The organism is Streptomyces sp. NPDC102270, from assembly GCF_044766405.1.
In the GTDB taxonomy this organism is placed as follows: Bacteria; Actinomycetota; Actinomycetes; order Streptomycetales; family Streptomycetaceae; genus Streptomyces.
Window position 1 is genome coordinate 148,583 of sequence record NZ_JBIWLX010000017.1, and the last position, 20,253, is coordinate 168,835.

The following is a 20,253-nucleotide window of genomic DNA, read 5'->3' on the forward strand; positions in this document are numbered from 1 at the left end:
GGTGCTGGGCGTGGCGCTGCTCGGGCCAGGTGGTGTTCGCTGCGGTGGTGCTCGGCCGCGACCGTGCTCGGGTCCGGCGGTGTTCGGCCACGGGTGGTGTTCAGTCGCGACGGTGCTCGCTCGGGCTGGTGGTGTTCAGTTGCGGCGGTGCAGCCGCCGCAGCGCGTGTTCGGCGGTGCCGAACCGGTCGTCAGGCCCTCGGGGCGCAGCCCAGGACGTGGGACTTCACGATGTCGGCGATCCGCGGGTCCCGCCTCCGGAACGCGGCCACCAGCTCCTCGTGCTCCTCCGCGTACGACTGCTGGACCGTCCCCAGCCAGCGGATCGACAGGGCGGTGAACACCTCGATCCCCAGGCCCTCCCAGGTGTGCAGCAGCACCGAGTTGCCGGCCGCCCGCACCAGCTCCCGGTGGAAACCCACCGTGTGCCGCACCTGGCCGGTGCCGTCGGAGTCCCGGTCGGCCTCGTACAGCGCGGCGACATGCGGCTCCAGGGCCGAGCAGTCCCGCGCCAGCCGCTCCGCCGCCAGCTCCGCCGCGATCGCCTCCAGACCGGCCCGGACCGGGTAGCTCTCCTCCAGGTCGGCCGCCGTGAGGTTCCGCACCCGTACGCCCTTGTTCGGCGCGGACTCGATCAGCCGCAGCGACTCCAGCTCGCGCAGCGCCTCCCGCACCGGCGTCTGGCTGACCTCCAGCTCGGTGGCGATACGGCGCTCCACGATCCGCTCGCCCGGCTGCCAGCGCCCGCTGACGATCCCCTCCACGATGTGCTCGCGGATCTGTTCGCGCAGCGAGTGGACGACGGGCGCGGTCATGAGAGCTCCTTAAGGGCGTTTGACGTTAAGACAATAAGGCCGAGGGCCCGTCCGGGAGGGGCGCACGGGGGCGCTTTCATGCAGGTGAGACGAGGCTTACACGCTCTCAGCCGCACGGCTTCTGTCAAGTCACGGAACCCCACGGCACCGAGAAGTGTCGCGTTCGTCAGGGCGCCGCCTGCGTCTTCGTCAAGCCGGACGGGGCACTGACACCCCGGTGATCAAACGCCGGTGCCCCCGCCCGGAAACCGGACGGGGGCACCGTAGGAGCGAAGAGGCTTACAGACCGAGTTCGACCTCGAACTCGCCCGCCTCCAGGATCGCCTTGACCGCGGTCAGGTAACGGGCCGCGTCGGCGCCGTCCACCAGACGGTGGTCGTAGGAGAGGGTCAGGTAGGTCATGTCGCGGATGCCGATGACCGTGCCCTCCTCGGTCTCGATGACCGCCGGACGCTTGACCGTGGCACCGATGCCGAGGATCGCGACCTGGCCCGGCGGCACGATGATCGTGTCGAAGAGCGCACCGCGCGAACCGGTGTTGGAGATGGTGAAGGTCGCGCCGGACAGCTCGTCGGGCGTGATCTTGTTCGCGCGGACCTTGCCCGCGAGCTCCGCCGTGGCCTTGGCGATGCCGGCGAGGTTGAGGTCGCCCGCGTGCTTGATGACCGGGGTCATCAAGCCCTTCTCGGAGTCCACCGCGATACCGATGTTCTCGGTGTCGAAGTAGGTGATCGTGCCTTCGCCCTCGTTGATCTTGGCGTTGATCGGCGCGTGCGCCTTCAGCGCCTGGGCCGCGGCCTTGACGAAGAACGGCATCGGGGAGAGCTTGACGCCCTCACGCGCCGCGAACGCGTCCTTGGCACGGGCGCGCAGCTTCATCAGCCGGGTGACGTCGACCTCGACGACCGAGGACAGCTGCGCCTGCTCGTGCAGCGCCTTGACCATGTTGTCGCCGATGACCTTGCGGATGCGCGGCATCTTGACGGTCTGGCCACGGAGGGGAGAGGCCTCCAGGGACGGTGCCTTCTTGGCGGCGGCCGGGGCGGCGGCAGCGGCCGGAGCCGGAGCGGCGGCGGCCTTCGCGGCCTCGGCGGCGGCGACGACGTCCTGCTTGCGGATACGGCCACCGACGCCGGTGCCCTTGACGGACGCCAGGTCGACGCCGTGCTCGGCGGCGAGCTTGCGCACCAGCGGGGTCACGTAGGCGCCGTCGTCACCGGAGGTCGCGGCGGGCGCCGGGGCCGGGGTGACCGGGGCGGGAGCCGGGGCCGGAGCGGTGGGCGCCGGGTCGGGCGCCGGAGCCGTCTGCTGCTGCGGGGCCGGAGCCGAGGGTGCCTGCGGGGCCGGAGCCGGGGCGGGCGCCGCGGGCGCCGGAGCCGGGGCGGGGGCCTCGGCAGCCGGGGTCGGGGCGGGAGCGGCGGGGGCCGGGGCAGCGGCCGGAGCCGCACCCGGGGCGCCGATGACGGCGAGCTTGGCGCCGACCTCGGCGGTCTCGTCCTCGCCGACCACGATCTCCAGCAGCACACCGGAGGTGGGCGCCGGGATCTCGGTGTCGACCTTGTCCGTGGAGACCTCGAGCAGCGGCTCGTCGGCCTCGACGGAGTCGCCGACCTCCTTCAGCCACCGGGTGACGGTGCCCTCGGTGACGGACTCGCCCAGCGCGGGCAGGACGACGTCCGTGCCCTCGGCGGAGCCGCCGCCGGAAGCGGACTCGGCGGTGGGAGCGGGCGCCGGGGCGGCCTGCTCGGTGGAGGGAGCGGCCTGGGCCGGCTCGGGGGCGGGCTCGGCGACCGGCTCGGCGGCCGGGGCCGGCTCGGCGGCGGGGGCGCCGGTGCCGTCGTCGATCACGGCCAGCTCGGCGCCGACCTCGACCGTCTCGTCCTCGGCGACCTTGATGGAGGCCAGGACACCGGCGGCGGGGGAGGGGATCTCGGTGTCGACCTTGTCGGTCGACACCTCGAGCAGCGGCTCGTCGGCCTCTACGCGCTCACCCTCGGCCTTCAGCCAGCGGGTGACGGTGCCCTCGGTGACGCTCTCGCCGAGCGCCGGAAGGGTTACGGAAACCGCCATGGTTTCGGTTGCTCCTTACGAATTGCGGAAGTCTGTGTCGTCGCGGAGTCGCGTTCGTGGACCGAGGGATCAGTCGTGCGCGTGCAGCGGCTTGCCCGCGAGGGCCAGGTGCGCCTCGCCGAGCGCCTCGTTCTGCGTCGGGTGGGCGTGGATGAGTTGGGCGACCTCGGCCGGCAGCGCTTCCCAGTTGTAGATCAGCTGGGCCTCGCCGACCTGCTCGCCCATGCGGTCGCCGACCATGTGGACGCCGACCACGGCACCGTCCTTCACCTGGACGAGCTTGATCTCGCCCGCGGTGTTCAGGATCTTGCTCCTGCCGTTGCCCGCCAGGTTGTACTTCAGAGCGACGACCTTGTCCGCACCGTAGATCTCCTTGGCCTTGGCCTCGGTGATGCCCACGGAGGCGACCTCGGGGTGGCAGTACGTCACCCGCGGGACACCGTCGTAGTCGATCGGAACGGTCTTCAGACCGGCCAGACGCTCCGCCACCAGGATGCCCTCGGCGAAGCCGACGTGCGCGAGCTGGAGCGTGGGGACCAGGTCACCGACGGCGGAGATGGTCGGGACGTTGGTGCGCATGTACTCGTCGACCAGGACGTAGCCGCGGTCCATCGCGACGCCCTGCTCCTCGTAGCCGAGACCGGCGGAGACGGGCCCGCGGCCGACGGCCACCAGCAGCACCTCGGCCTCGAACTCCTTGCCGTCGGCGAGGGTGACCTTGACGCCGTCCTGGGTGTACTCGGCCTTCTGGAAGAAGGTGCCCAGGTTGAACTTGATGCCGCGCTTGCGGAACGCGCGCTCAAGAAGCTTGGAGGAGTTCTCGTCCTCGAGAGGAGCGAGGTGCTTGAGACCCTCGATGATGGTGATGTCCGAGCCGAAGGACTTCCACGCGGAGGCGAACTCCACGCCGATGACACCGCCGCCCAGGATGATCGCGGACTTGGGCACGCGGTCCAGGACGAGGGCGTGGTCCGAGGAGATGATCCGGTCGCCGTCGATCTCCAGGCCCGGCAGCGACTTCGGCACGGAGCCGGTCGCGAGCAGCACGTGACGGCCCTGGACGCGCTGACCGTTGACATCGACGGAGGTGGGCGACGACAGCCGGCCCTCACCCTCGATGTACGTCACCTTGCGGGAGGCGACGAGCCCCTGCAGGCCCTTGTACAGCCCGGCGACCACGCCGTCCTTGTACTTGTGCACCCCGGCGATGTCGATGCCCTCGAAGGTGGCCTTCACACCGAACTGCTCGCTCTCGCGGGCCTGGTCGGCGATCTCGCCCGCGTGCAGCAGGGCCTTGGTGGGGATGCATCCCCGGTGCAGGCAGGTACCGCCGACCTTGTCCTTCTCGATCAGGGCGACGTCAAGCCCCAGCTGCGCCCCGCGCAGGGCCGCGGCGTAACCGCCACTACCACCGCCGAGGATCACTAGGTCGAAAACGGTGCTGGCGTCGTTCGCCACGTCACGTCCTCCATGCATGTGCGCCGTACGCCGGTCTCCAGTGACCGGGCGGCGGCTGGTGTCCGGCCGCTCTTTCTTCGGCCCTGTGTGGGGGCCCTGTCCTGCCGAGCCCCATCTTCGCACTTGTCAGCACTGAACGAGACGCCGGGCCGGGGTGTGAGACACCACACGCTCACATGTGAATCGGGGGCATGGTGAGACGCCCGAGGGGCGCGGGGAACTGCGCGACCTGCTCCCCACGCCCCCGCACACGCCGTACAACCGGTGGCACCGAGCTCTTAGGCGACCATCACCCCAGGTCACCCGAGCCGACAAGCTCCGCCAGCCGCACCAACGTACGCACCGCGGACCCCGTCCCGCCCTTCGGCGTGTACCCGAACGGACCACCGTCGTTGAACGCCGGCCCCGCGATGTCGAGGTGCGCCCACGGGATCCCCTCGCCCACGAACTCCCGCAGGAAGAGCCCGGCGACCAGGCCACCGCCCATCCGCTCACCCATGTTCGCGATGTCGGCGGTGGGGGAGTCCATCCCCTTGCGCAGGTGCTCCGGCAGCGGCATGGGCCACGCCGGCTCCCCGACCTCCTCCGCGGCCTCGTGCACCGCGGTACGGAAGGAGTCGTCGTTGGCCATGATCCCGAACGTCCGGCTGCCCAGCGCGAGCATCATCGCCCCGGTCAGCGTCGCCACGTCCACGATCGCGTCCGGCTTCTCCGCCGACGCCGCCCACAGGGCGTCCGCGAGCACCAGCCGGCCCTCGGCGTCGGTGTTGAGCACCTCCACCGTCTTGCCGCTGTACATGCGCAGCACGTCACCGGGGCGCGTCGCGGTCCCCGACGGCATGTTCTCGGCGAGCGCCAGCCACCCGGTCACGTTGACCTCGAGGCCCAGCCGCGCGGCCGAGACCACGGCCGCGAACACCGCCGCCGCCCCGCTCATGTCGCACTTCATCGTCTCGTTGTGGCCCGCCGGCTTCAGCGAGATACCGCCCGAGTCGTAGGTGATCCCCTTGCCGACCAGCGCGAGGTGCTTCTTCGCCTTGGACGAGGTGTACGACAGCTTCACCAGCCGCGGCCCCGACGCCGAGCCCGCGCCGACGCCGAGAATGCCGCCGTAGCCGCCCTTCTCCAGGGCCTTCACGTCCAGCACCTGCACCTTGAGGCCGTGCTCCTTGCCCGCGGTCTGCACGATCGCGGCGAAGGCCTCGGGGTTCAGGTCGTTCGGCGGCATGTTGATCAGGTCGCGCGCGCGGTTGAGCTCCTCGGAGACCGCGACGGCCCGGGCGAGCGCGGCCTTGTACGCGGCGTCCCGCGGCTTGCCGCCCAGCAGCGCGGCCTCGGCCAGCGGCGCCTTGCCGTTCCTGGCCTTGGGGTCCTTGGCGTTCTCTTTGTAGGCGTCGAAGGAGTACGCCCCGAGCAGCACGCCCTCGGCGACCGCGCCGAGGTCGGCGGCGTCAGCGAGCGGCAGCGCGAACGCGGCCTTCTTCGCGCCGGTCAGCGTGCGGGCGGCGACACCGGCGGCCTTGCGCAGCGCCTCCGCGGCGAACGAGGAGTCCTTCTCGGGCTCGGCGCCCAGGCCGACCGCCACCACGAGAGGGGCCTTGAGGCCGGCGGGAGAGGGCAGCTTCGTCACCTCGCCCTCGGCGCCGGAGGCACCGAGGGTCTCCAGGACACCGGCGAGCCTGCCGTCGTAGGCCTTGTCCACGGATTCGGCGCCCGGCGCCACGACCGGGCCCTTCACGCCCTTGGCGACACCGATCACGATCGCGTCGGCCCGCAGGCCGGGCGCCGCGGAGGTGCTGAGAGTCAGAGCAGTCACGGTGGTGAATTCTCGCTTCCGATGTGAGGTTGTCTGGGTCGAGCGGGTGGGTCGACCGGGCCCGACGGCCGACCCTATTTCGTGTCCGAACACGGATCCCGATCGGGGCCTTCACCCCTGTCGGCGACCACCCGGGAAGAGCCTACGCTCGGGTCGGCCGCCGATCGTTCGCCGCACGCACTGGAGCCCACCTCTTGATACGCCGCCTCCTGCTCGTAACCCTGCTCCTCCTGGCGACGGGATGCTCGACCACCCCCCGCTCCACCCCTCACTCCACCCCCGACTCCGGGTCAGGGGACTCCCGTTGGCGGCCCCGCCCCGGCATCGCCTGGCAGTGGCAGCTGACCGGCCGCGTCGACACCTCCGTGAACGTGCCGGTGTACGACATCGACGGCTTCGACCAGTCGAAGACGGTGGTGTCGTCGCTCCACCGTGAAGGCCGCAAGGTCATCTGCTACCTCTCCACGGGCGCGTGGGAGGACTGGCGGCCCGACGCCGCAGACTTCCCCAAGTCGGTGATCGGGCGCGGCAACGGCTGGAAAGGGGAGCGCTGGCTCGACATCCGCGCCACGGACGTCCTGGAACCGCTGATGGCGGACCGCCTCGACATGTGCCGCGAGAAGGGCTTCGACGCGGTGGAGCCGGACAACATGGACGGCTACCGGAACCGCACGGGCTTCCCGCTGACGGCGGCGGACCAGCTCCGCTACAACCGCCTGATCGCCCAACTGGCCCACGAGCGCGGCATGTCGGTCGGCCTGAAGAACGACCTCGACCAGATCCCGGCGCTGGTGGGGGACTTCGACTTCGCGGTCAACGAGCAGTGCGCGCAGTACGGCGAGTGCGGGGACATGGAGCCGTTCATCAAGGCCGGCAAGGCGGTCTTCCACGTCGAGTACGAACTCCCCACCAGCCGCTTCTGCGCCGAGTCCCGGCGGCTCAAGCTGAGTTCGATGCTGAAGAAGTACGAGCTCGGGGCGTGGCGGAAGGCCTGTTAGAACGTCATCGACAGGACCACCAGCGCCGTCGTGGCCGCCGTCTCCGCCAGCCCGCCGAACACGTCCCCGGTAACTCCGCCGAAGCGGCGCGTGCAGTGCCGCAGCACAAGCTCGGCCACGCCCACGGCGGCGGCCACCGCGAGAACCGCGCGGACGACGTCGTACGACCCGAAGAGCGCCCCCGCCGCGGCTGCCCCCAGGGTCACCGCGGCGGCCGTGAGCACCGCCCCCCGCACCGGGACGACCCCCGCCACCGCGGCCCCCAGCCCCTCCGGCCGGGCCGGCGGGACTCCGGCGCGGGCCGCGAGGGTCAGGGCCAGACGCGCGGCCGTCGCGGATACCACCGCGGCTGCCGCACCCCGCGCCCAGGAATCGCCGTACATCTGTGAGAGCGCTGCCACCTGGGCGAGGAGCACGAGGACGAGGGTGATCACCCCGAACGGGCCGATGTCCGACTGCTTCATGATCCGCAGAGCGTCCTCGGCGGGTTTGCCGCTGCCCAGGCCGTCGGCGGTGTCCGCGAGGCCGTCGAGGTGCAGGCCCCGGGTGAGGACGGCGGGTACGGCCACCGTGACGACCGCGGCGAGCGGCGCGGAGACACCGAGCAGCAGGAGCAGGAGCCCCACCGCGGCCGACCCGCAGCCCAGCACCAGCCCGACCAGGGGCGCGCACAGCATTCCGGCGCGTGCCGCCTCCCGGTCCCAGCGGGTCACCTTCACGGGGAGCACGCTGAGCGTGCCGAAGGCGAAGCGGAGGCCGTCGAGCGGGGGCGGGGTCATGGACACGTCGGCAGGGTAGCCCGGACGCCCCGGCCGCCGGGCGGCCCGCCCCCGCCGACCGGAGACTGGTTCCATGGGCCACTGGCTGCACCGCAACATCGTGGAACCCGGCAAGCTGCCGCTGCTCCTCGCCCTGACCGCGTTCGTCCTGACCTTCCTGATCACGCGGGTCGTCACCCGGCTCATCCGGGCGGGCAAGGGCCCCTTCGGCAACGTCAGCACCGGAGGGATGCACATCCACCACGTGGTGCCCGGAGTCGTCCTCACCGTCGTCGGCGGCTTCGGCGCGGTCACGAGCGGGCGGCACGGTTTCGTGGCGGGGCTGTGCGCGGTCGTCTTCGGGATGGGCGCGGGTCTGGTGCTGGACGAGTTCGCGCTGATCCTGCACCTCGACGACGTGTACTGGAGCGAGGAGGGCCGCAAGAGCGTCGAGGTCGTCGTCCTCACCGCGGCGCTGGTCGGCCTGCTGCTCGCGGGGTTCTCGCCGTTCGGTGTCAACGACGTGACGCAGGGGGAGGCCCAGGACCGCGGCGGCGTCATCACCAGCGTGGTGGTCAACTTCCTCTTCGCGATGCTCGTCCTGCTCAAGGGCAAGACCCGGATGGCGATCTTCAGCGTGATCGTCCCGCTCGTCGGCCTGATCGGCGTCATCCGCCTGGCCCGCCCCGGCTCACCCTGGGCCCGCCGCTTCTACCGCCGCCGCCCGCACGCCCGCGCCCGCGCCACCCTGCGCGCCTACCGCCGGGACAGACGCTGGTCGGGCCCCCGCCGAAAATTCCAGGACCTGATCGGCGGCAAACCGGACCCGACCCCGTCACTGGAACGCCGCTGACGCCCCGCGAGGATTCCGGTCACCGGTGAGGTGAGGGCGGCGGCTGTGCGGAACGGCCGGTGATGGTCGTCTCTCTGCAACGCCGGTGACGCGGGGCGAGGAGCCCGATGGCCGGCACGGCGAGGCTGCTTCAGGAGCCGGCGGGTGGTCGCCCCCGATCGACCGCGGCTCCGGGACGCCGCGCACGCAGGGCGAGCCCGGGCGGTGCACGGCTGCGGGGACCGTGGTTTCTCAGGGACCGGCCCTCAGCAGCCCCGACCGGCCGTTCCTCCGAGACGCCGTCGGTGCCACGGCTGCGGTGCTCGCCTCACGGTCCTGACGGCGGCACGTCCGCCCGGACCCCTTTCCTCGCCCGCCGCCGGCGCTCCGCCGGGATGGCGCACAGCACCAGCATCGCCGCGATCGCCGCCATGTGTTCCTTGCCGGCGAGGTTCTCCTTCACCAGTACCTCGACCAGCATCACCGCGAACACGGCACCCGCGGTGACCCGGGCGCCGTAGCGCAGGCCGAGGAAGACGGCGAGGCCCACCACGGCCGCCGACGGCCCGGTGTCGACGACGTGGGCGTCCGAGGCGGGCAGGCCGAGTGGGCTGTCGGGGCCCAGCCAGATGCCCACGCGCGCGTACAGCGTCCCGGCGAGCGTGGCCGCGTAGGCCAGAGCGAGAGTCCGCCACCGGCCCAGACAGATCTCGGCGATCCCGAACACGAACAGGAGCTGCGCCAGCGCACCCCACACCGGCAGGTCCAGGGCCGGCACGAACAGGGAGAGCGGAGTGCGGAGCAGGGCGAGCCAGAGGGGATCCGCGGCGCGTACCGCACCGACGTCCTGGACGAAGCCGTAGCCCCACGACTGGTTGTGCACGAAGTGCAGGGCCGCCGTCAGACACACGGCCGCCAGGGCCAGGGGGACCGCCCGCCACCCCTGCCGGAGCAACGGCCCGCGCACGGTGACGTACAGCGGCCCCCACTCCGCGCGGGCCCAGCGGGCGACCCTCTTCATCCCATGGTCCTCATCTGTGCGTACTGAGGTGCTCCCGGCGCCGCAGCCACCCCGGCAGACCCGGCACCTCCAAAAACCCCTCCGCGCGCGCCGAGGCGATGCCGATGCGCGGCAGGTCCGCGCTCTTCTCGAAGAGCAGGAACCGCGGCTCCCAGATGGGCCGGTACTTGGCGTTGGCCCGGTACAGGGACTCGATCTGCCACCAGCGGGAGAAGAAGCTGAGCAGCGACCGCCACAGCCGCAGCACCGGCCCGGCGCCAAGACGTGCACCACGTTCGAAGACCGAACGGAACATCGCGAAGTTGAGCGAGACCTGGGTGATCTGGATCTCCTGGGCCCGGTTCAGCAGCTCGATGACCATGAACTCCATGAGGCCGTTCTCCGCATCGCGGTCCCGGCGCATGAGGTCGAGGGACAGCCCGTGCGGCCCCCACGGCACGAAGGAGAGCACCGCCTTCAGCTCACCCTCGGCATCGTTGCACTCCAGCGCCACGCACCGGCCGTCCTCCGGATCCCCGAGCCGCCCCAGCGCCATGCTGAACCCGCGCTCGGTGGCCCCGTCCCGCCAGTCGTCGGCCCGCTGGACGAGGGCCGCCATCTCCTCGGCGGGGATGTCCTCGTGGCGCCGGATCCGTACCGTGTACCCGGCCCGCTTGACCCGGTTGTAGGCCTGCCGGACGGTCCGCATCGCCCGCCCCTCCAGCGTGAACTCGGCGACCTCGACGATCGCCTCGTCACCAAGCTCCAGCGCGTTCAGGCCGTGCCGCGCGTACACGGTCCCCGCGTCCTCGCCGGCCCCCATCACCGCCGGCAGCCACCCGTGCGCCCGTGCCTCGGCGAGCCAGGGCTCGATCGCCCCCGGCCAGGCCTCCGGGTCGCCGATCGGATCGCCGGAGGCCAGCGAGACCCCGCTGACGACCCGGTAGGTCACGGCCGCCTTCCCGGTCGGCGACCAGACGACGCTCTTCTCCCTGCGCAGCGCGAAGTACCCGAGCGAGTCCCGCTCGCCGTGCCGCTCCAGCAGCTCCCTCAGGCGCCGCTCGTCGTCCTCGGTGAGCGGGTCGACCGCACGCCGGGAGCGGAAGGCGGCGTAGAGGACGGCAAGGACGAGGACCGTGCTGAGCACGTTGATGGCGACGTTGACCCAGTTCGGCGTCAGGATCCCGTCGAAGCGGGAGTCGTCGGCGGCCACCGAGACCAGCCGCAGCGTGCCGTACCACCACCGCTCCCCGAAGGAAGAGGACCTGGACGCCTTGTTGGTGACGGTCACCAGCAGCGCGGCCAGCAGCGAGGACACGAGCAGCCCGCCCACGGCCACGGCGGCGGCGAGCCGCGGATTGGACCGGTCGCCCTTGGCGTAGAACTCCCGCCGGCCGACGAGCAGCGCGGCGACGAACGCGGCCGTGAGACCGAGCGAGATCCAGTTCTGCGCGTACCGCCGGATCTCCGGGAACGCCATCGCGAGGACGAACAGCGCGAGGAACGCCCCCGACAGCACCAGGTTCAGGATCCATGCCGCCCGCTTGCGCCGCCGCATGGTGATGGCGAGGAAGGCCGTGAACACCCCGGAGGCGAAGCCCGCCGTCAGCAGATACGGCGTGAAGAAGTCCTGCTGGTTGTGCCGTCGCACGTCCTGCCCCAGCGAGACCCACACCGCGCTGAGGAAGTTGACGAACGCGACGACCCGCAGGTACCAGACGGCGAACCCGGCGGCCCGCCGCGAGGCACCGGTGGACCGGCGGACATTCCGAACAGGTGCAACCCGGACATCTCCCATGAAGGGCGATCATGCCCCTTGCGCGGGCGATTCCGTCGCAAGGGCACTCACCTGTCCGCGGCTGCTCCTTCGCGGCTACTCCTCCTCGGACACCTTCTCCGGTTCCGCCTGCTCCGGCTCCTCCTCGGAAACCGCGGGCTTCTCCGGCAGCTCGGCGGCCAGCGCCGCCGCGGCCTGCACCAGCGGCAGCGCCAGCAGTCCGCCCGCGCCCTCCCCGACCGTCACGCCATGGTCGAGCAGCGGTTCCAGAGCCATCCTGTCCAGCGCCTTCGTCTGCCCCGGCTCACCGCTGTTCTGCCCGGCCAGCCACCAGTCCGGCGCCCGGAACGCGATCCGCTGGCCCACCAGGGCACAGGCGGCCACGACCACCCCGTCCAGCACGACGGGCAGCTTGCGCACCGCGCTCTGGAGCAGGAACCCGGTGATCGCCGCGAGGTCGGCCCCGCCCACCGTCGCCAGCAACTGCAACTGGTCACCGAGCACCGGCCGCGCCCGCCGCAGCGCGTCCCGGATCGCCGCGCACTTGCGCATCCACGCCAGATCGTCGATCCCGGTCCCGCCCCGCCCGGTCACCACCGACGCGTCGGTCCCGCACAGCGCGGCGACCAGCACTCCGGCCGCCGTGGTCCCGCCCACGCTCACATCGCCGAGCACCACGAGATCGGTACCGGAGTCGGCCTCCTCGTCGGCCACCGCGATCCCGGCCCGGAAGGCGGCCTCCGCCTCCTCGAGGGTCAACGCGTCCTCGACGTCGATCCGACCGCTCCCGCGCCGCACCCGATGCCGTACGACCGCCTCCGGCAGCTCGGCCGGATCGCAGTCCAGCGCCATGTCGACGATCCGCACCGGCACGCCGAGGCGCCGCGCGAGGACCGACACCGGACGGCCGCCCTCCAGGACCTCCCGCACCAGCTCCGACGCACTGCCCGCGACCCGCCCCGAGACACCCAGTTCGGCGATCCCGTGGTCACCGGCGAACAGCACGACCCGCGGCCGTTCGACCGGCCGTACCGGCACGGCCGACTGCGCCGCGGCCAGCCACTCACCCAGGTCGTCGAGGCGGCCCAGCGCCCCGGGCGGCACGACCTGACGCTCCCGGCGCGCCTCGGCGTCGCGACGCACCCCGCCGTCGGGGCGCTCGATCAGGTCGGTGAAGTCGTCGAGATTAAGCGAGCTCATTCGCCGAACAGTACCGGCCCTGATCGAACACGGGGGCGCCACGTGGCCATGACGTCATTGCACCCGGGAACGGGATCCCATACGTTCCGCTTTGTACGAATTGCCGTGCGCCCCCGGGAGGCCCCATGCCCGCACCGACCGCCCCTTCCGTACGGCGTCTTCGCTCCACCGCCCGCGCGATACTGCCGTTCCCCGAACCCGAGAGCTGGCTGGACGTGGACACCGGGGACGCGGACTTCCCGGAGGCGGCGCGAACGTACTTCCCCTACACGGCCTTCGACGGCCTGGACCCCACCCCCCGTGTCCTGCACGCCCAGGCGGTCGAGCGCCTGGAGGAGGGCTACCTGGGCCGTCTGACGGACCCGCCGATCACCGCCCACCTGCGGGCCCGCTACGACGTGGTGAGCCTGCTGAACCCGCACGCGGACCCCGGGGAACTCGCGGCGGCCCTCGCCGTGCTGCGCCCCGGCGGCCACCTCCTGGTGGAATCCCGGCACGACCCCCGCGCCGAACTGGAGGCCCGGGGCTGCGCCATCGTCGCCACGGCCCGCAGATCCGCGCACATCCCGGGCCGCGTGACGACCCGCCTGCCGCCGAGGGCGACCGGACCGACGGCCTTTGCCGCGAGAGCGCTGGACCACGCCCTGGCCCTCCTCCTCGCCGGCACCCGCTTCGCCAGGACCTACCGGGTCATCGCCCGCAAGGAGCCGTCAGCCCCGTAGGACCATCGCCTGCCCCGCCACCACCAGCACCACCTGCTCGCACTCACCCGCGAACGCCGCGTTCAGCCGCCCCAGTTCGTCCCGGTAGCGGCGGCCCGACGCGGTGGCCGGCACGATCCCCGACCCCACCTCGTTCGACACGGCCACCACCGTCCGCCGCGTGTCCCGCACCGCCTGCGTCAACTCCCGTACCCGCGCCCGAAGTTCCCGCTCCCCGCCGCCGGCCCACTCCGCGTCGTCCCACGCCCCCACGGCGTCCATCGCGTCCGTCAGCCACAGCGACAGACAGTCGATCAGCAGCGGCGCCCCGTCGTCCTTCAACAGCGGCACCAGGTCGCAGGTCTCCGCCGTACGCCACGACCCCGGCCGCCGCTCCCGGTGGGCGAAGACCCGGGAAGCCCACTCGGTGTCCCCGTTCCGCGAGCCGCCGGTCGCCACGTACAGCACGTCCGGGAACGCCTCCAGTCGCCGCTCGGCCTCCACCGACTTCCCGGACCGCGCCCCGCCCAGCACCAGCGTCCGCCGCGGCACATCGGGTACGTCCTCGTAGACCCCGACGACCAGAGTCGTCCCGTCGGGCACGACCCGCACCCCGGCGGCGGCCAGCCTCCGCCGCACCTCCGTGCCGGGCGGCACGTCGTGATCGACATGCACGGCGACCACGTCGGTCGTGGGCCCCACGGCCCCCACGGCCCGCAGCCGGGCGAGCGCGTCCGGCCGCTGGACGACATCGGCGAGCACCATGTCGTACGACTCCACGGGCCCCCTCTCCAGCCCGGCGGGCGCACCCCCCGGCGGCAGATACAGCACCCGCTGCCCCGTGGGCCCGGTGACGGCGTACCCGGTCCCCGGCGCGTCCAGCGCCACGGCCCGCACCCGATGCCCCGTCAGCAACGCCAACTCCCGCCCGTCCGGCACCCGCCCCGGCTGCGGGAGCCCGGCGGGCACCTCGACGGGGGGCCCGTCATGGGGGTGCGACAGCAGCACCTGCCGTACGCCGGCCAGCGAGTGCCCGGCCCGGGCGGCGGCGAAGGCGGCACCGGGGGTGAGATCGAGCAGCAGCGTCTCGTCGATGAGCACGGAGGTGGCGGCCCGGGCGTCCTCACCGAGCGCGACGGCACAGGCGGCACAGGAGCAGGAGGGGCGGGGGAGGCCGGCGGGAGCGCCGGTGCCGAGCAATGTCAGTTCCACGGGACGATTCTCGCCGGTGCCCGGTGATCCAGCGCGCGCAGCGGCGCATTCAAGGGGCGCGGGGCCGTGTCGATACGCGGCTGGGTCGCGGGGCGTGCGCCCCCACCGGCCCGCAGCCGACGACGCACCGCTTAGGGTGCTCTTCGTAACGGATCAAACACGGGAGGCTCACATGGCGACATGGACCTGGCGATTCGAGAAGGCCGACGGCGCGGAGACCCAGCCCGCCGTAGAGCCGGAGGAGTTCACCACCCAGGGCGACGCCGAGTCCTGGCTCGGCGAGTACTGGAAGCCCCTGCTCGCCGGCGGCGCGGAACAGGTGCGGCTGTTCGAGGACGCCACGGAGATCTACGGCCCGATGAGCCTGAAGGCGGCAGAGGAAGCGTGACCGGGCTGGGCGAGGGACGCAGCGGCACCACCCTCGCCCAGCACCGCGCTACTGCTCACCCAGCGTCACCGAACGCTCAGCCCCGCACCCCGCACAGATGCAGCAGCGCGGCGACCCCGCGGTACGGGTCCGTGCGCCCGGCCCGCTCCTCGCAGGCCAGCAGTGCCTCCACGTCGGCCGGTGTCCCGGTGTCGTCCGCCGCCGTGTCCGTGAACACCCGTACCCCGTACCAGACCTGGAGCGGCGCCCCGATGCCGGCGAGCGTCGCGGTCAGCGTGCTCAGCCGGTCGGCCCGCACGTCGAGTCCGAGCCGGTTGCGGTACGCGGTGGTGTCGAAGGCGCCCAGCGCGCCGGCCCAGTCCCCGGCCAGCCCCGGCCGCATCGCCAGCGCGTCGGCGTTGCGCACGAGCAGCGACAGCAGCCCGCCCGGTGCCAGCATCCGCGCCAGCCCGGCAAGCAGCGGGTCCGGCTCCTCGACGTACATGAGCACACCGTGGCACAGCACCACGTCGAAGCTGCCCGGCAGGAAGTGCACCCCGGTGTCCCGGCCGTCGCCCTCGATGATCCGCATCCGCTCCCGGATGCCCTCGGGCTCGGCGGACAGGGCCTCCCGGGCCGCCGCGACCATGGTGGAGTCCCGCTCGAGGCCGGTCACCTGATGCCCGGCCCGGGCCAGCCGCAGCGACTGCGTGCCCTGGCCCATCCCCACGTCGAGCACCCGCAGCCGCTGTCCGACCGGGTACCGCCCCACTATCTGCTCATCGAGCTGCCGGGCCACCAGCTCCTGTCGTACGACATTTCGCAGGCCGCCCAGCTTGTCCAGCCAGGCATCGGCCGCGCCCCCGGAGAAAGACGTCGTACTCAGGGCCGCTCTCCGCGCTTGACCTGCGGCTTCGGCAGCCTGAGGCGACGCATCTGGAGGGAGCGCATCAGGGCGTAGGCGACCGCGCCCTTGCGGTTGTGGTCCGGGAAGCGCTCGGCGAGCCGCTTCTTCAGACGGAAAGCCGTGAGGACCGAGTCCAGCAGGATGAGCACGATCACGACGAGCCACAGCAGCAGCGCGATGCTCTGCAGCGCGCCCACCCGCACCACGCTCAGCACCAGGATGACCACGGCCATCGGCAGGAAGAACTCCGCCACGTTGAACCGCGCGTCGATGGTGTCGCGGGCGAACTTGCGCACCGGGCCCTTGTCCCGCGCGGGCAGATACCGCTCGTCACCGCCGGCCAGCGCCTGGCGCTGCCTCTCCAGCGCGCTGCGGCGCTCCTCACGCTGACGCTTGGCGGCGTCCTTGCGGGTGAGCGAGGTGTTGGCGACGCTGCGGCGCTGGGACTGGGCCTCATTGCGCTTGGGCGTGGGCCGGCCCTTGGGGGCCTGCGGGTCGCGGGGCTGCTTGGAGTCGGTCAGCTGCGCCTTGTCGGCGACGGCGGCCTTCTCTTCCTTGGTGGCACGGCTACGGAACACAAAACCCAAGGGTAAGGGGTGTCCGGGGTTGGACCCCAGCCCGGTGGGGAACGATCCGGCAACGCCAGTCGTCATGCAGGGGGACAGAGGGGACGTCCGGGACCGTTGCTCACCCTGAAGGTCACCTACTCCTTACGCCGGAGCAAGGGATTGGTCAGTCGTCCTTGGGGATGAGCGCATCCGTCCCGGAACAGTGCGTCAATGGATGCAGGGCCCGTACTGTGGGTCTTGTCGCAGAGCTGAGCTGGAAGTCCGTCAGAAGGGGGCGCGCGAAGCCCATGAGCGGTGTCATGAAGCGTATGGGGATGATCTTCCGCGCGAAGGCGAACAAGGCCCTTGACCGGGCCGAGGACCCGCGCGAAACCCTCGATTACTCGTACCAGAAACAGCTGGAGCTGCTGCAGAAGGTGCGCCGGGGCGTGGCCGACGTGGCCACCTCCCGCAAGCGCCTGGAACTCCAGCTGAACCAGCTGCAGTCGCAGTCCTCCAAGTTGGAGGACCAGGGTCGCAAGGCGCTCGCGCTCGGCCGTGAGGACCTCGCCCGTGAGGCGCTGTCCCGCCGTGCCGCGCTCCAGCAGCAGGTGACCGACCTGGAGACCCAGCACGCGACGCTCCAGGGCGAGGAGGAGAAGCTCACCCTTGCGGCCCAGCGCCTCCAGGCCAAGGTGGACGCCTTCCGGACGAAGAAGGAGACCATCAAGGCGACGTACACCGCGGCCCAGGCACAGACCCGGATCGGCGAGGCCTTCTCCGGCATCTCCGAGGAGATGGGCGACGTGGGCCTGGCAATTCAGCGCGCCGAGGACAAGACGGCACAGCTCCAGGCCCGGGCGGGTGCCATCGACGAACTCCTCGCCTCGGGTGTCCTCGACGACCAGTCCGGCATGCACAAGGACGACCTCCAGGCCGAGCTGGACCGGCTCTCCGGTGGTACGGATGTAGAGCTGGAACTGCAGCGCATGAAGGCGGAGCTGGCGGGAGGCTCGTCGTCGCAGCAGGCCATCGAGGGCGGCACCGGCCAGTCGCAGTCCCAGCAGCCGCAGGACACTCCACGCTTCGACAAGCAGTAGGTCCCACGCCGAGGAGGGCGACATGATCGTACGGATCATGGGGGAGGGGCAGGTGAGGCTGGCCGAGAGCCACCTCGCCGACCTGAACAAGCTGGACGACGAGCTGTTGGCCGAGATGGAGAACGGCGACGGCCCGGGCTTCCGCCGCACCCTCCAAGCCCTCCTCACCAGGGTCAGGGAGCTGGGCGATCCGCTCCCGGACGACTCCCTGGAGCCCTCGGATCTGATCCTTCCGTCCGCGGACGCGACCCTGGAGGAAGTCCGGGACCTGCTCAGCGACGACGGCCTGATCCCGGGCTGAGACCACCCCGCCGAACACCGGCCCGTACGACCGACTCCGCCCCGTGCAGTCCCGCGCCGACCGCTTCCTCACGAAGCGCGAGGCGTGATGCCCCGAGGCTTGACGCCTCGAGCCGCCGGCGAGCCGTGTCTACTCGATACGGGCCGGGCCCCTTCAGCCGCCGCACTTCACACGTCGATGTGCCCCAGCCACCGAGCCACCGACGTCCGCTCGTACCTTCGCCCCTGCCGCACCACTGGCTGTACCGGCGTCAAGGACGCCCCGGCCGTGCCCCAGGCACCCCCCGCTTCAGCCCGGCGTCTGCTGACCAGCACACCGCCCGCCCGCGGAGCCGGAAACGTACTGCTGACCCCCGTTCCGCCCCCGGCAGGGTCCCCGTACTGTTCAGGAGTGAGCCGCACCGTCGATCGCGCCCGGCACCACCTCAAGGCGCACCCTCTGGCCCTGGACGCCGTCCTGGCGGCGGGCGTCCTCGCCTGCATGGTGGCCGGTTCCTTCGTCGAGCCCCATGACAAGGACGCCGTCAGCTGGAGCATCCGCACCCCCGAGCCGCTCAGCCTCGTCCTCATGGCCCTCGGTGCCCTCGCTCTGGTCTTCCGCCGCCGCGCCCCCCTCACCGTCCTCGCCCTCACCGGCACTGCCTCCATCATCGAGTGCGTCACCGGCGACCCCCGCGCCCCCGTCGCCATGGCCGCCGTCATCGCCCTGTTCACGGTCGCCTCCACCACCGACCGCCCCACCACCTTGCGGGCCGGCCTGCTCACGATGACCGTGCTCACCGGTGCCGCGATGCTCGCCGGACCCCTGCCCTGGTACGCCCAGGAGAACCTCGGCATCTTCGCCTGGACCGGCATCGGAGCCACCGCCGGCGACGCCGTCCGCAGCCGCCGCGCCTTCGTCCAGGCCATCCGGGAGCGCGCCGAGAAGGCCGAACGCACCCGTGAGGAAGAGGCCCGCCGAAGGGTCGCCGAGGAGCGCCTGCGCATCGCCCGCGACCTCCACGACGTCGTCGCCCACCACATCGCCCTGGTCAACGTCCAGGCCGGAGTCGCCGCGCACGTCATGGACAAGCGCCCCGACCAGGCCAAGGAAGCCCTCGCCCACGTCCGCGAGGCCAGCCGCTCCGCCCTCAACGAACTCCGCGCCACCGTCGGCCTGCTGAGGCAGTCCGGCGACCCCGAGGCCCCCACCGAACCCGCCCCCGGCCTCGCCCGCCTCGACGAACTCGTCGGCACCTTCCGCAGCGCGGGCCTCCACGTCGAGGTCGCCCGCGCCGACCACGGCACCACCCTCCCCGCCGCCGTCGACCTGGCCGCCTACCGGGTCATCCAGGAAGCCCTCACCAACGTCCAGAAGCACGCCGGCACACAGGCCAAGGCCGAGGTCAGCGTCGTACGCGTCGGACCCAACGTGGAGATCACCGTCCTCGACAACGGCGCCGGCGAGGACGACGATCCCGACAACGGCGGCGGCCACGGCCTGCTCGGCATGCGCGAGCGCGTCACCGCCCTGCGCGGCACCCTCACCACCGGTCCCCGCTACGGAGGCGGCTTCCGCGTCCATGCGATCCTGCCGGTCAAGACCCGCGCCGCGGCGAGGGACGAACCAGGGGAGCCCGTATGACGATCCGTGTCCTGCTCGCCGACGACCAGGCACTGCTGCGCAGCGCGTTCCGTGTGCTCGTCGACTCGGAGCCGGACATGGAGGTGGTCGGCGAGGCGTTCGACGGCGCCGAGGCGGTTCGGCTGACCCGGCAGGAGCGCGCCGACGTCGTCCTCATGGACATCCGGATGCCCGGCACGGACGGCCTCGCCGCCACCCGCATGATCAGCGAGGATCCCTCCCTCGCCCACGTCCGCGTGGTCATCCTGACCACCTTCGAGGTCGACGACTACGTCGTGCAGTCCCTGCGCGCGGGTGCCTCCGGCTTCCTCGGCAAGGGCAGCGAACCCGAGGAACTCCTCAGCGCCATCCGGGTCGCCGCCGGCGGCGAGGCCCTGCTGTCCCCGGCCGCCACCAAGGGCCTGATCGCCCGCTTCCTCGCCCAGGGCGACGCGGACGACAACGACCCGGTGCGCTCCGAACGCCTCGCCGCCCTCACTGTCCGCGAGCGCGAGGTCCTCGTCCAGGTCGCCGGCGGCCACTCCAACGACGAGATCGCCGAGCGCCTGGAGGTCAGCCCGCTCACCGTCAAGACCCACGTCAACCGGGCCATGGCCAAGCTGGGCGCCCGGGACCGGGCCCAGCTCGTGGTGATCGCCTACGAGTCGGGGCTGGTACGGCCGAGGGTGGAATAACCCCGGTCCACTCACCTGAACACGAGGACTGGAAAGTAATTCTCTCGGTGATGTCGAGAATCCGCGCCCCGCTCCGTCCCCGTGATGAGAGCGACCA

At 72.0% G+C, this 20,253-nt stretch carries 19 protein-coding genes; 8 read left to right on the forward strand and 11 right to left on the reverse strand.

Features of this window, described 5'->3' with window-relative positions; translation table 11 throughout:
- Window positions 1-190: 190 nt before the first annotated feature.
- The 4 genes from ACIRP7_RS32835 to ACIRP7_RS32850 all read right to left on the reverse strand — a co-directional run bounded on the left by ACIRP7_RS32835 (window position 191) and on the right by ACIRP7_RS32850 (window position 6,158).
- On the reverse strand, window positions 191-814 hold the full coding sequence (locus tag ACIRP7_RS32835) for a GntR family transcriptional regulator (RefSeq protein ID WP_352383048.1): 624 nt from the start codon (window positions 812-814) through the stop codon (window positions 191-193).
- Window positions 815-1,093: 279 nt separating this feature from the next.
- Window positions 1,094-2,884: a 2-oxoglutarate dehydrogenase, E2 component, dihydrolipoamide succinyltransferase gene (sucB, locus tag ACIRP7_RS32840; protein ID WP_403666660.1), complete on the reverse strand. Its 1,791-nt coding sequence runs from the start codon at window positions 2,882-2,884 to the stop codon at window positions 1,094-1,096.
- A gap of 69 nt (window positions 2,885-2,953) precedes the next feature.
- Complete coding sequence (lpdA, locus tag ACIRP7_RS32845) at window positions 2,954-4,342, reverse strand: dihydrolipoyl dehydrogenase (protein ID WP_403666663.1); 1,389 nt, start codon at window positions 4,340-4,342, stop codon at window positions 2,954-2,956.
- Between the two features lie 289 nt (window positions 4,343-4,631).
- Window positions 4,632-6,158 (reverse strand): leucyl aminopeptidase, encoded by a 1,527-nt coding sequence (locus tag ACIRP7_RS32850; RefSeq protein ID WP_403666665.1) that lies wholly within the window; start codon window positions 6,156-6,158, stop codon window positions 4,632-4,634.
- Window positions 6,159-6,352: 194 nt separating this feature from the next.
- On the opposite strand from ACIRP7_RS32850, the gene ACIRP7_RS32855 reads away from it, so the two are divergent.
- A complete protein-coding gene (locus ACIRP7_RS32855; protein WP_403666667.1) occupies window positions 6,353-7,156 on the forward strand; it encodes an endo alpha-1,4 polygalactosaminidase in 804 nt (267 codons plus the stop codon).
- On the opposite strand, the gene ACIRP7_RS32860 is transcribed toward ACIRP7_RS32855, so the two are convergent.
- A complete protein-coding gene (locus tag ACIRP7_RS32860; protein WP_403666831.1) occupies window positions 7,153-7,935 on the reverse strand; it encodes an adenosylcobinamide-GDP ribazoletransferase in 783 nt (260 codons plus the stop codon). The genes ACIRP7_RS32855 and ACIRP7_RS32860 overlap by 4 nt on opposite strands.
- 73 nt (window positions 7,936-8,008) lie before the next feature.
- On the opposite strand from ACIRP7_RS32860, the gene ACIRP7_RS32865 reads away from it, so the two are divergent.
- On the forward strand, window positions 8,009-8,767 hold the full coding sequence (locus ACIRP7_RS32865) for a hypothetical protein (protein ID WP_403666670.1): 759 nt from the start codon (window positions 8,009-8,011) through the stop codon (window positions 8,765-8,767).
- Window positions 8,768-9,074: 307 nt separating this feature from the next.
- Here the strand turns inward: ACIRP7_RS32865 and ACIRP7_RS32870 are convergent, their stop codons facing one another.
- From ACIRP7_RS32870 to cobT, 3 genes are all read right to left on the reverse strand, one after another.
- On the reverse strand, window positions 9,075-9,767 hold the full coding sequence (locus ACIRP7_RS32870) for a hypothetical protein (protein ID WP_403666673.1): 693 nt from the start codon (window positions 9,765-9,767) through the stop codon (window positions 9,075-9,077).
- A 10-nt stretch (window positions 9,768-9,777) separates the two neighbouring features.
- On the reverse strand, window positions 9,778-11,544 hold the full coding sequence (locus tag ACIRP7_RS32875; protein ID WP_403666676.1) for a phosphatidylglycerol lysyltransferase domain-containing protein: 1,767 nt from the start codon (window positions 11,542-11,544) through the stop codon (window positions 9,778-9,780).
- Between the two features lie 75 nt (window positions 11,545-11,619).
- Window positions 11,620-12,723 (reverse strand): nicotinate-nucleotide--dimethylbenzimidazole phosphoribosyltransferase, encoded by a 1,104-nt coding sequence (gene cobT, locus ACIRP7_RS32880; protein WP_403666679.1) that lies wholly within the window; start codon window positions 12,721-12,723, stop codon window positions 11,620-11,622.
- Window positions 12,724-12,848: 125 nt separating this feature from the next.
- On the opposite strand from cobT, the gene ACIRP7_RS32885 reads away from it, so the two are divergent.
- The gene (locus tag ACIRP7_RS32885; RefSeq protein WP_403666682.1) at window positions 12,849-13,445 is read left to right on the forward strand and encodes a MarR family transcriptional regulator; all 597 of its coding nucleotides are present in this window, start codon (window positions 12,849-12,851) and stop codon (window positions 13,443-13,445) included.
- Here the strand turns inward: ACIRP7_RS32885 and ACIRP7_RS32890 are convergent.
- Complete coding sequence (locus ACIRP7_RS32890) at window positions 13,434-14,636, reverse strand: bifunctional adenosylcobinamide kinase/adenosylcobinamide-phosphate guanylyltransferase (RefSeq protein WP_403666685.1); 1,203 nt, start codon at window positions 14,634-14,636, stop codon at window positions 13,434-13,436. The genes ACIRP7_RS32885 and ACIRP7_RS32890 overlap by 12 nt on opposite strands.
- 172 nt (window positions 14,637-14,808) lie before the next feature.
- On the opposite strand from ACIRP7_RS32890, the gene ACIRP7_RS32895 reads away from it, so the two are divergent.
- Window positions 14,809-15,024: a hypothetical protein gene (locus tag ACIRP7_RS32895; RefSeq protein ID WP_020115856.1), complete on the forward strand. Its 216-nt coding sequence runs from the start codon at window positions 14,809-14,811 to the stop codon at window positions 15,022-15,024.
- 76 nt (window positions 15,025-15,100) lie between these two features.
- On the opposite strand, the gene ACIRP7_RS32900 is transcribed toward ACIRP7_RS32895, so the two are convergent.
- Entirely contained in the window at window positions 15,101-15,802 is a 702-nt protein-coding gene (locus ACIRP7_RS32900; RefSeq protein ID WP_403666688.1) for a methyltransferase domain-containing protein, read from the reverse strand.
- An 83-nt stretch (window positions 15,803-15,885) separates the two neighbouring features.
- Entirely contained in the window at window positions 15,886-16,563 is a 678-nt protein-coding gene (locus ACIRP7_RS32905; RefSeq protein ID WP_403666690.1) for a DUF3043 domain-containing protein, read from the reverse strand.
- A 215-nt stretch (window positions 16,564-16,778) separates the two neighbouring features.
- Here ACIRP7_RS32905 and ACIRP7_RS32910 point away from each other — a divergent pair, with 215 nt between their 5' ends.
- The 4 genes from ACIRP7_RS32910 (at window position 16,779) to ACIRP7_RS32925 (ending at window position 20,156) form a co-directional block, all read left to right on the forward strand.
- The gene (locus ACIRP7_RS32910) at window positions 16,779-17,558 is read left to right on the forward strand and encodes a PspA/IM30 family protein (RefSeq protein ID WP_403666693.1); all 780 of its coding nucleotides are present in this window, start codon (window positions 16,779-16,781) and stop codon (window positions 17,556-17,558) included.
- Between the two features lie 22 nt (window positions 17,559-17,580).
- Window positions 17,581-17,859: a hypothetical protein gene (locus ACIRP7_RS32915; RefSeq protein WP_403666696.1), complete on the forward strand. Its 279-nt coding sequence runs from the start codon at window positions 17,581-17,583 to the stop codon at window positions 17,857-17,859.
- A 390-nt stretch (window positions 17,860-18,249) separates the two neighbouring features.
- On the forward strand, window positions 18,250-19,482 hold the full coding sequence (locus ACIRP7_RS32920; RefSeq protein ID WP_403666698.1) for a histidine kinase: 1,233 nt from the start codon (window positions 18,250-18,252) through the stop codon (window positions 19,480-19,482).
- Window positions 19,479-20,156, forward strand: coding sequence for a response regulator (locus tag ACIRP7_RS32925; protein WP_403666700.1), 678 nt, complete (start codon window positions 19,479-19,481; stop codon window positions 20,154-20,156). Before ACIRP7_RS32920 ends, ACIRP7_RS32925 begins: the two co-directional genes overlap by 4 nt.
- Window positions 20,157-20,253: the final 97 nt, after the last annotated feature.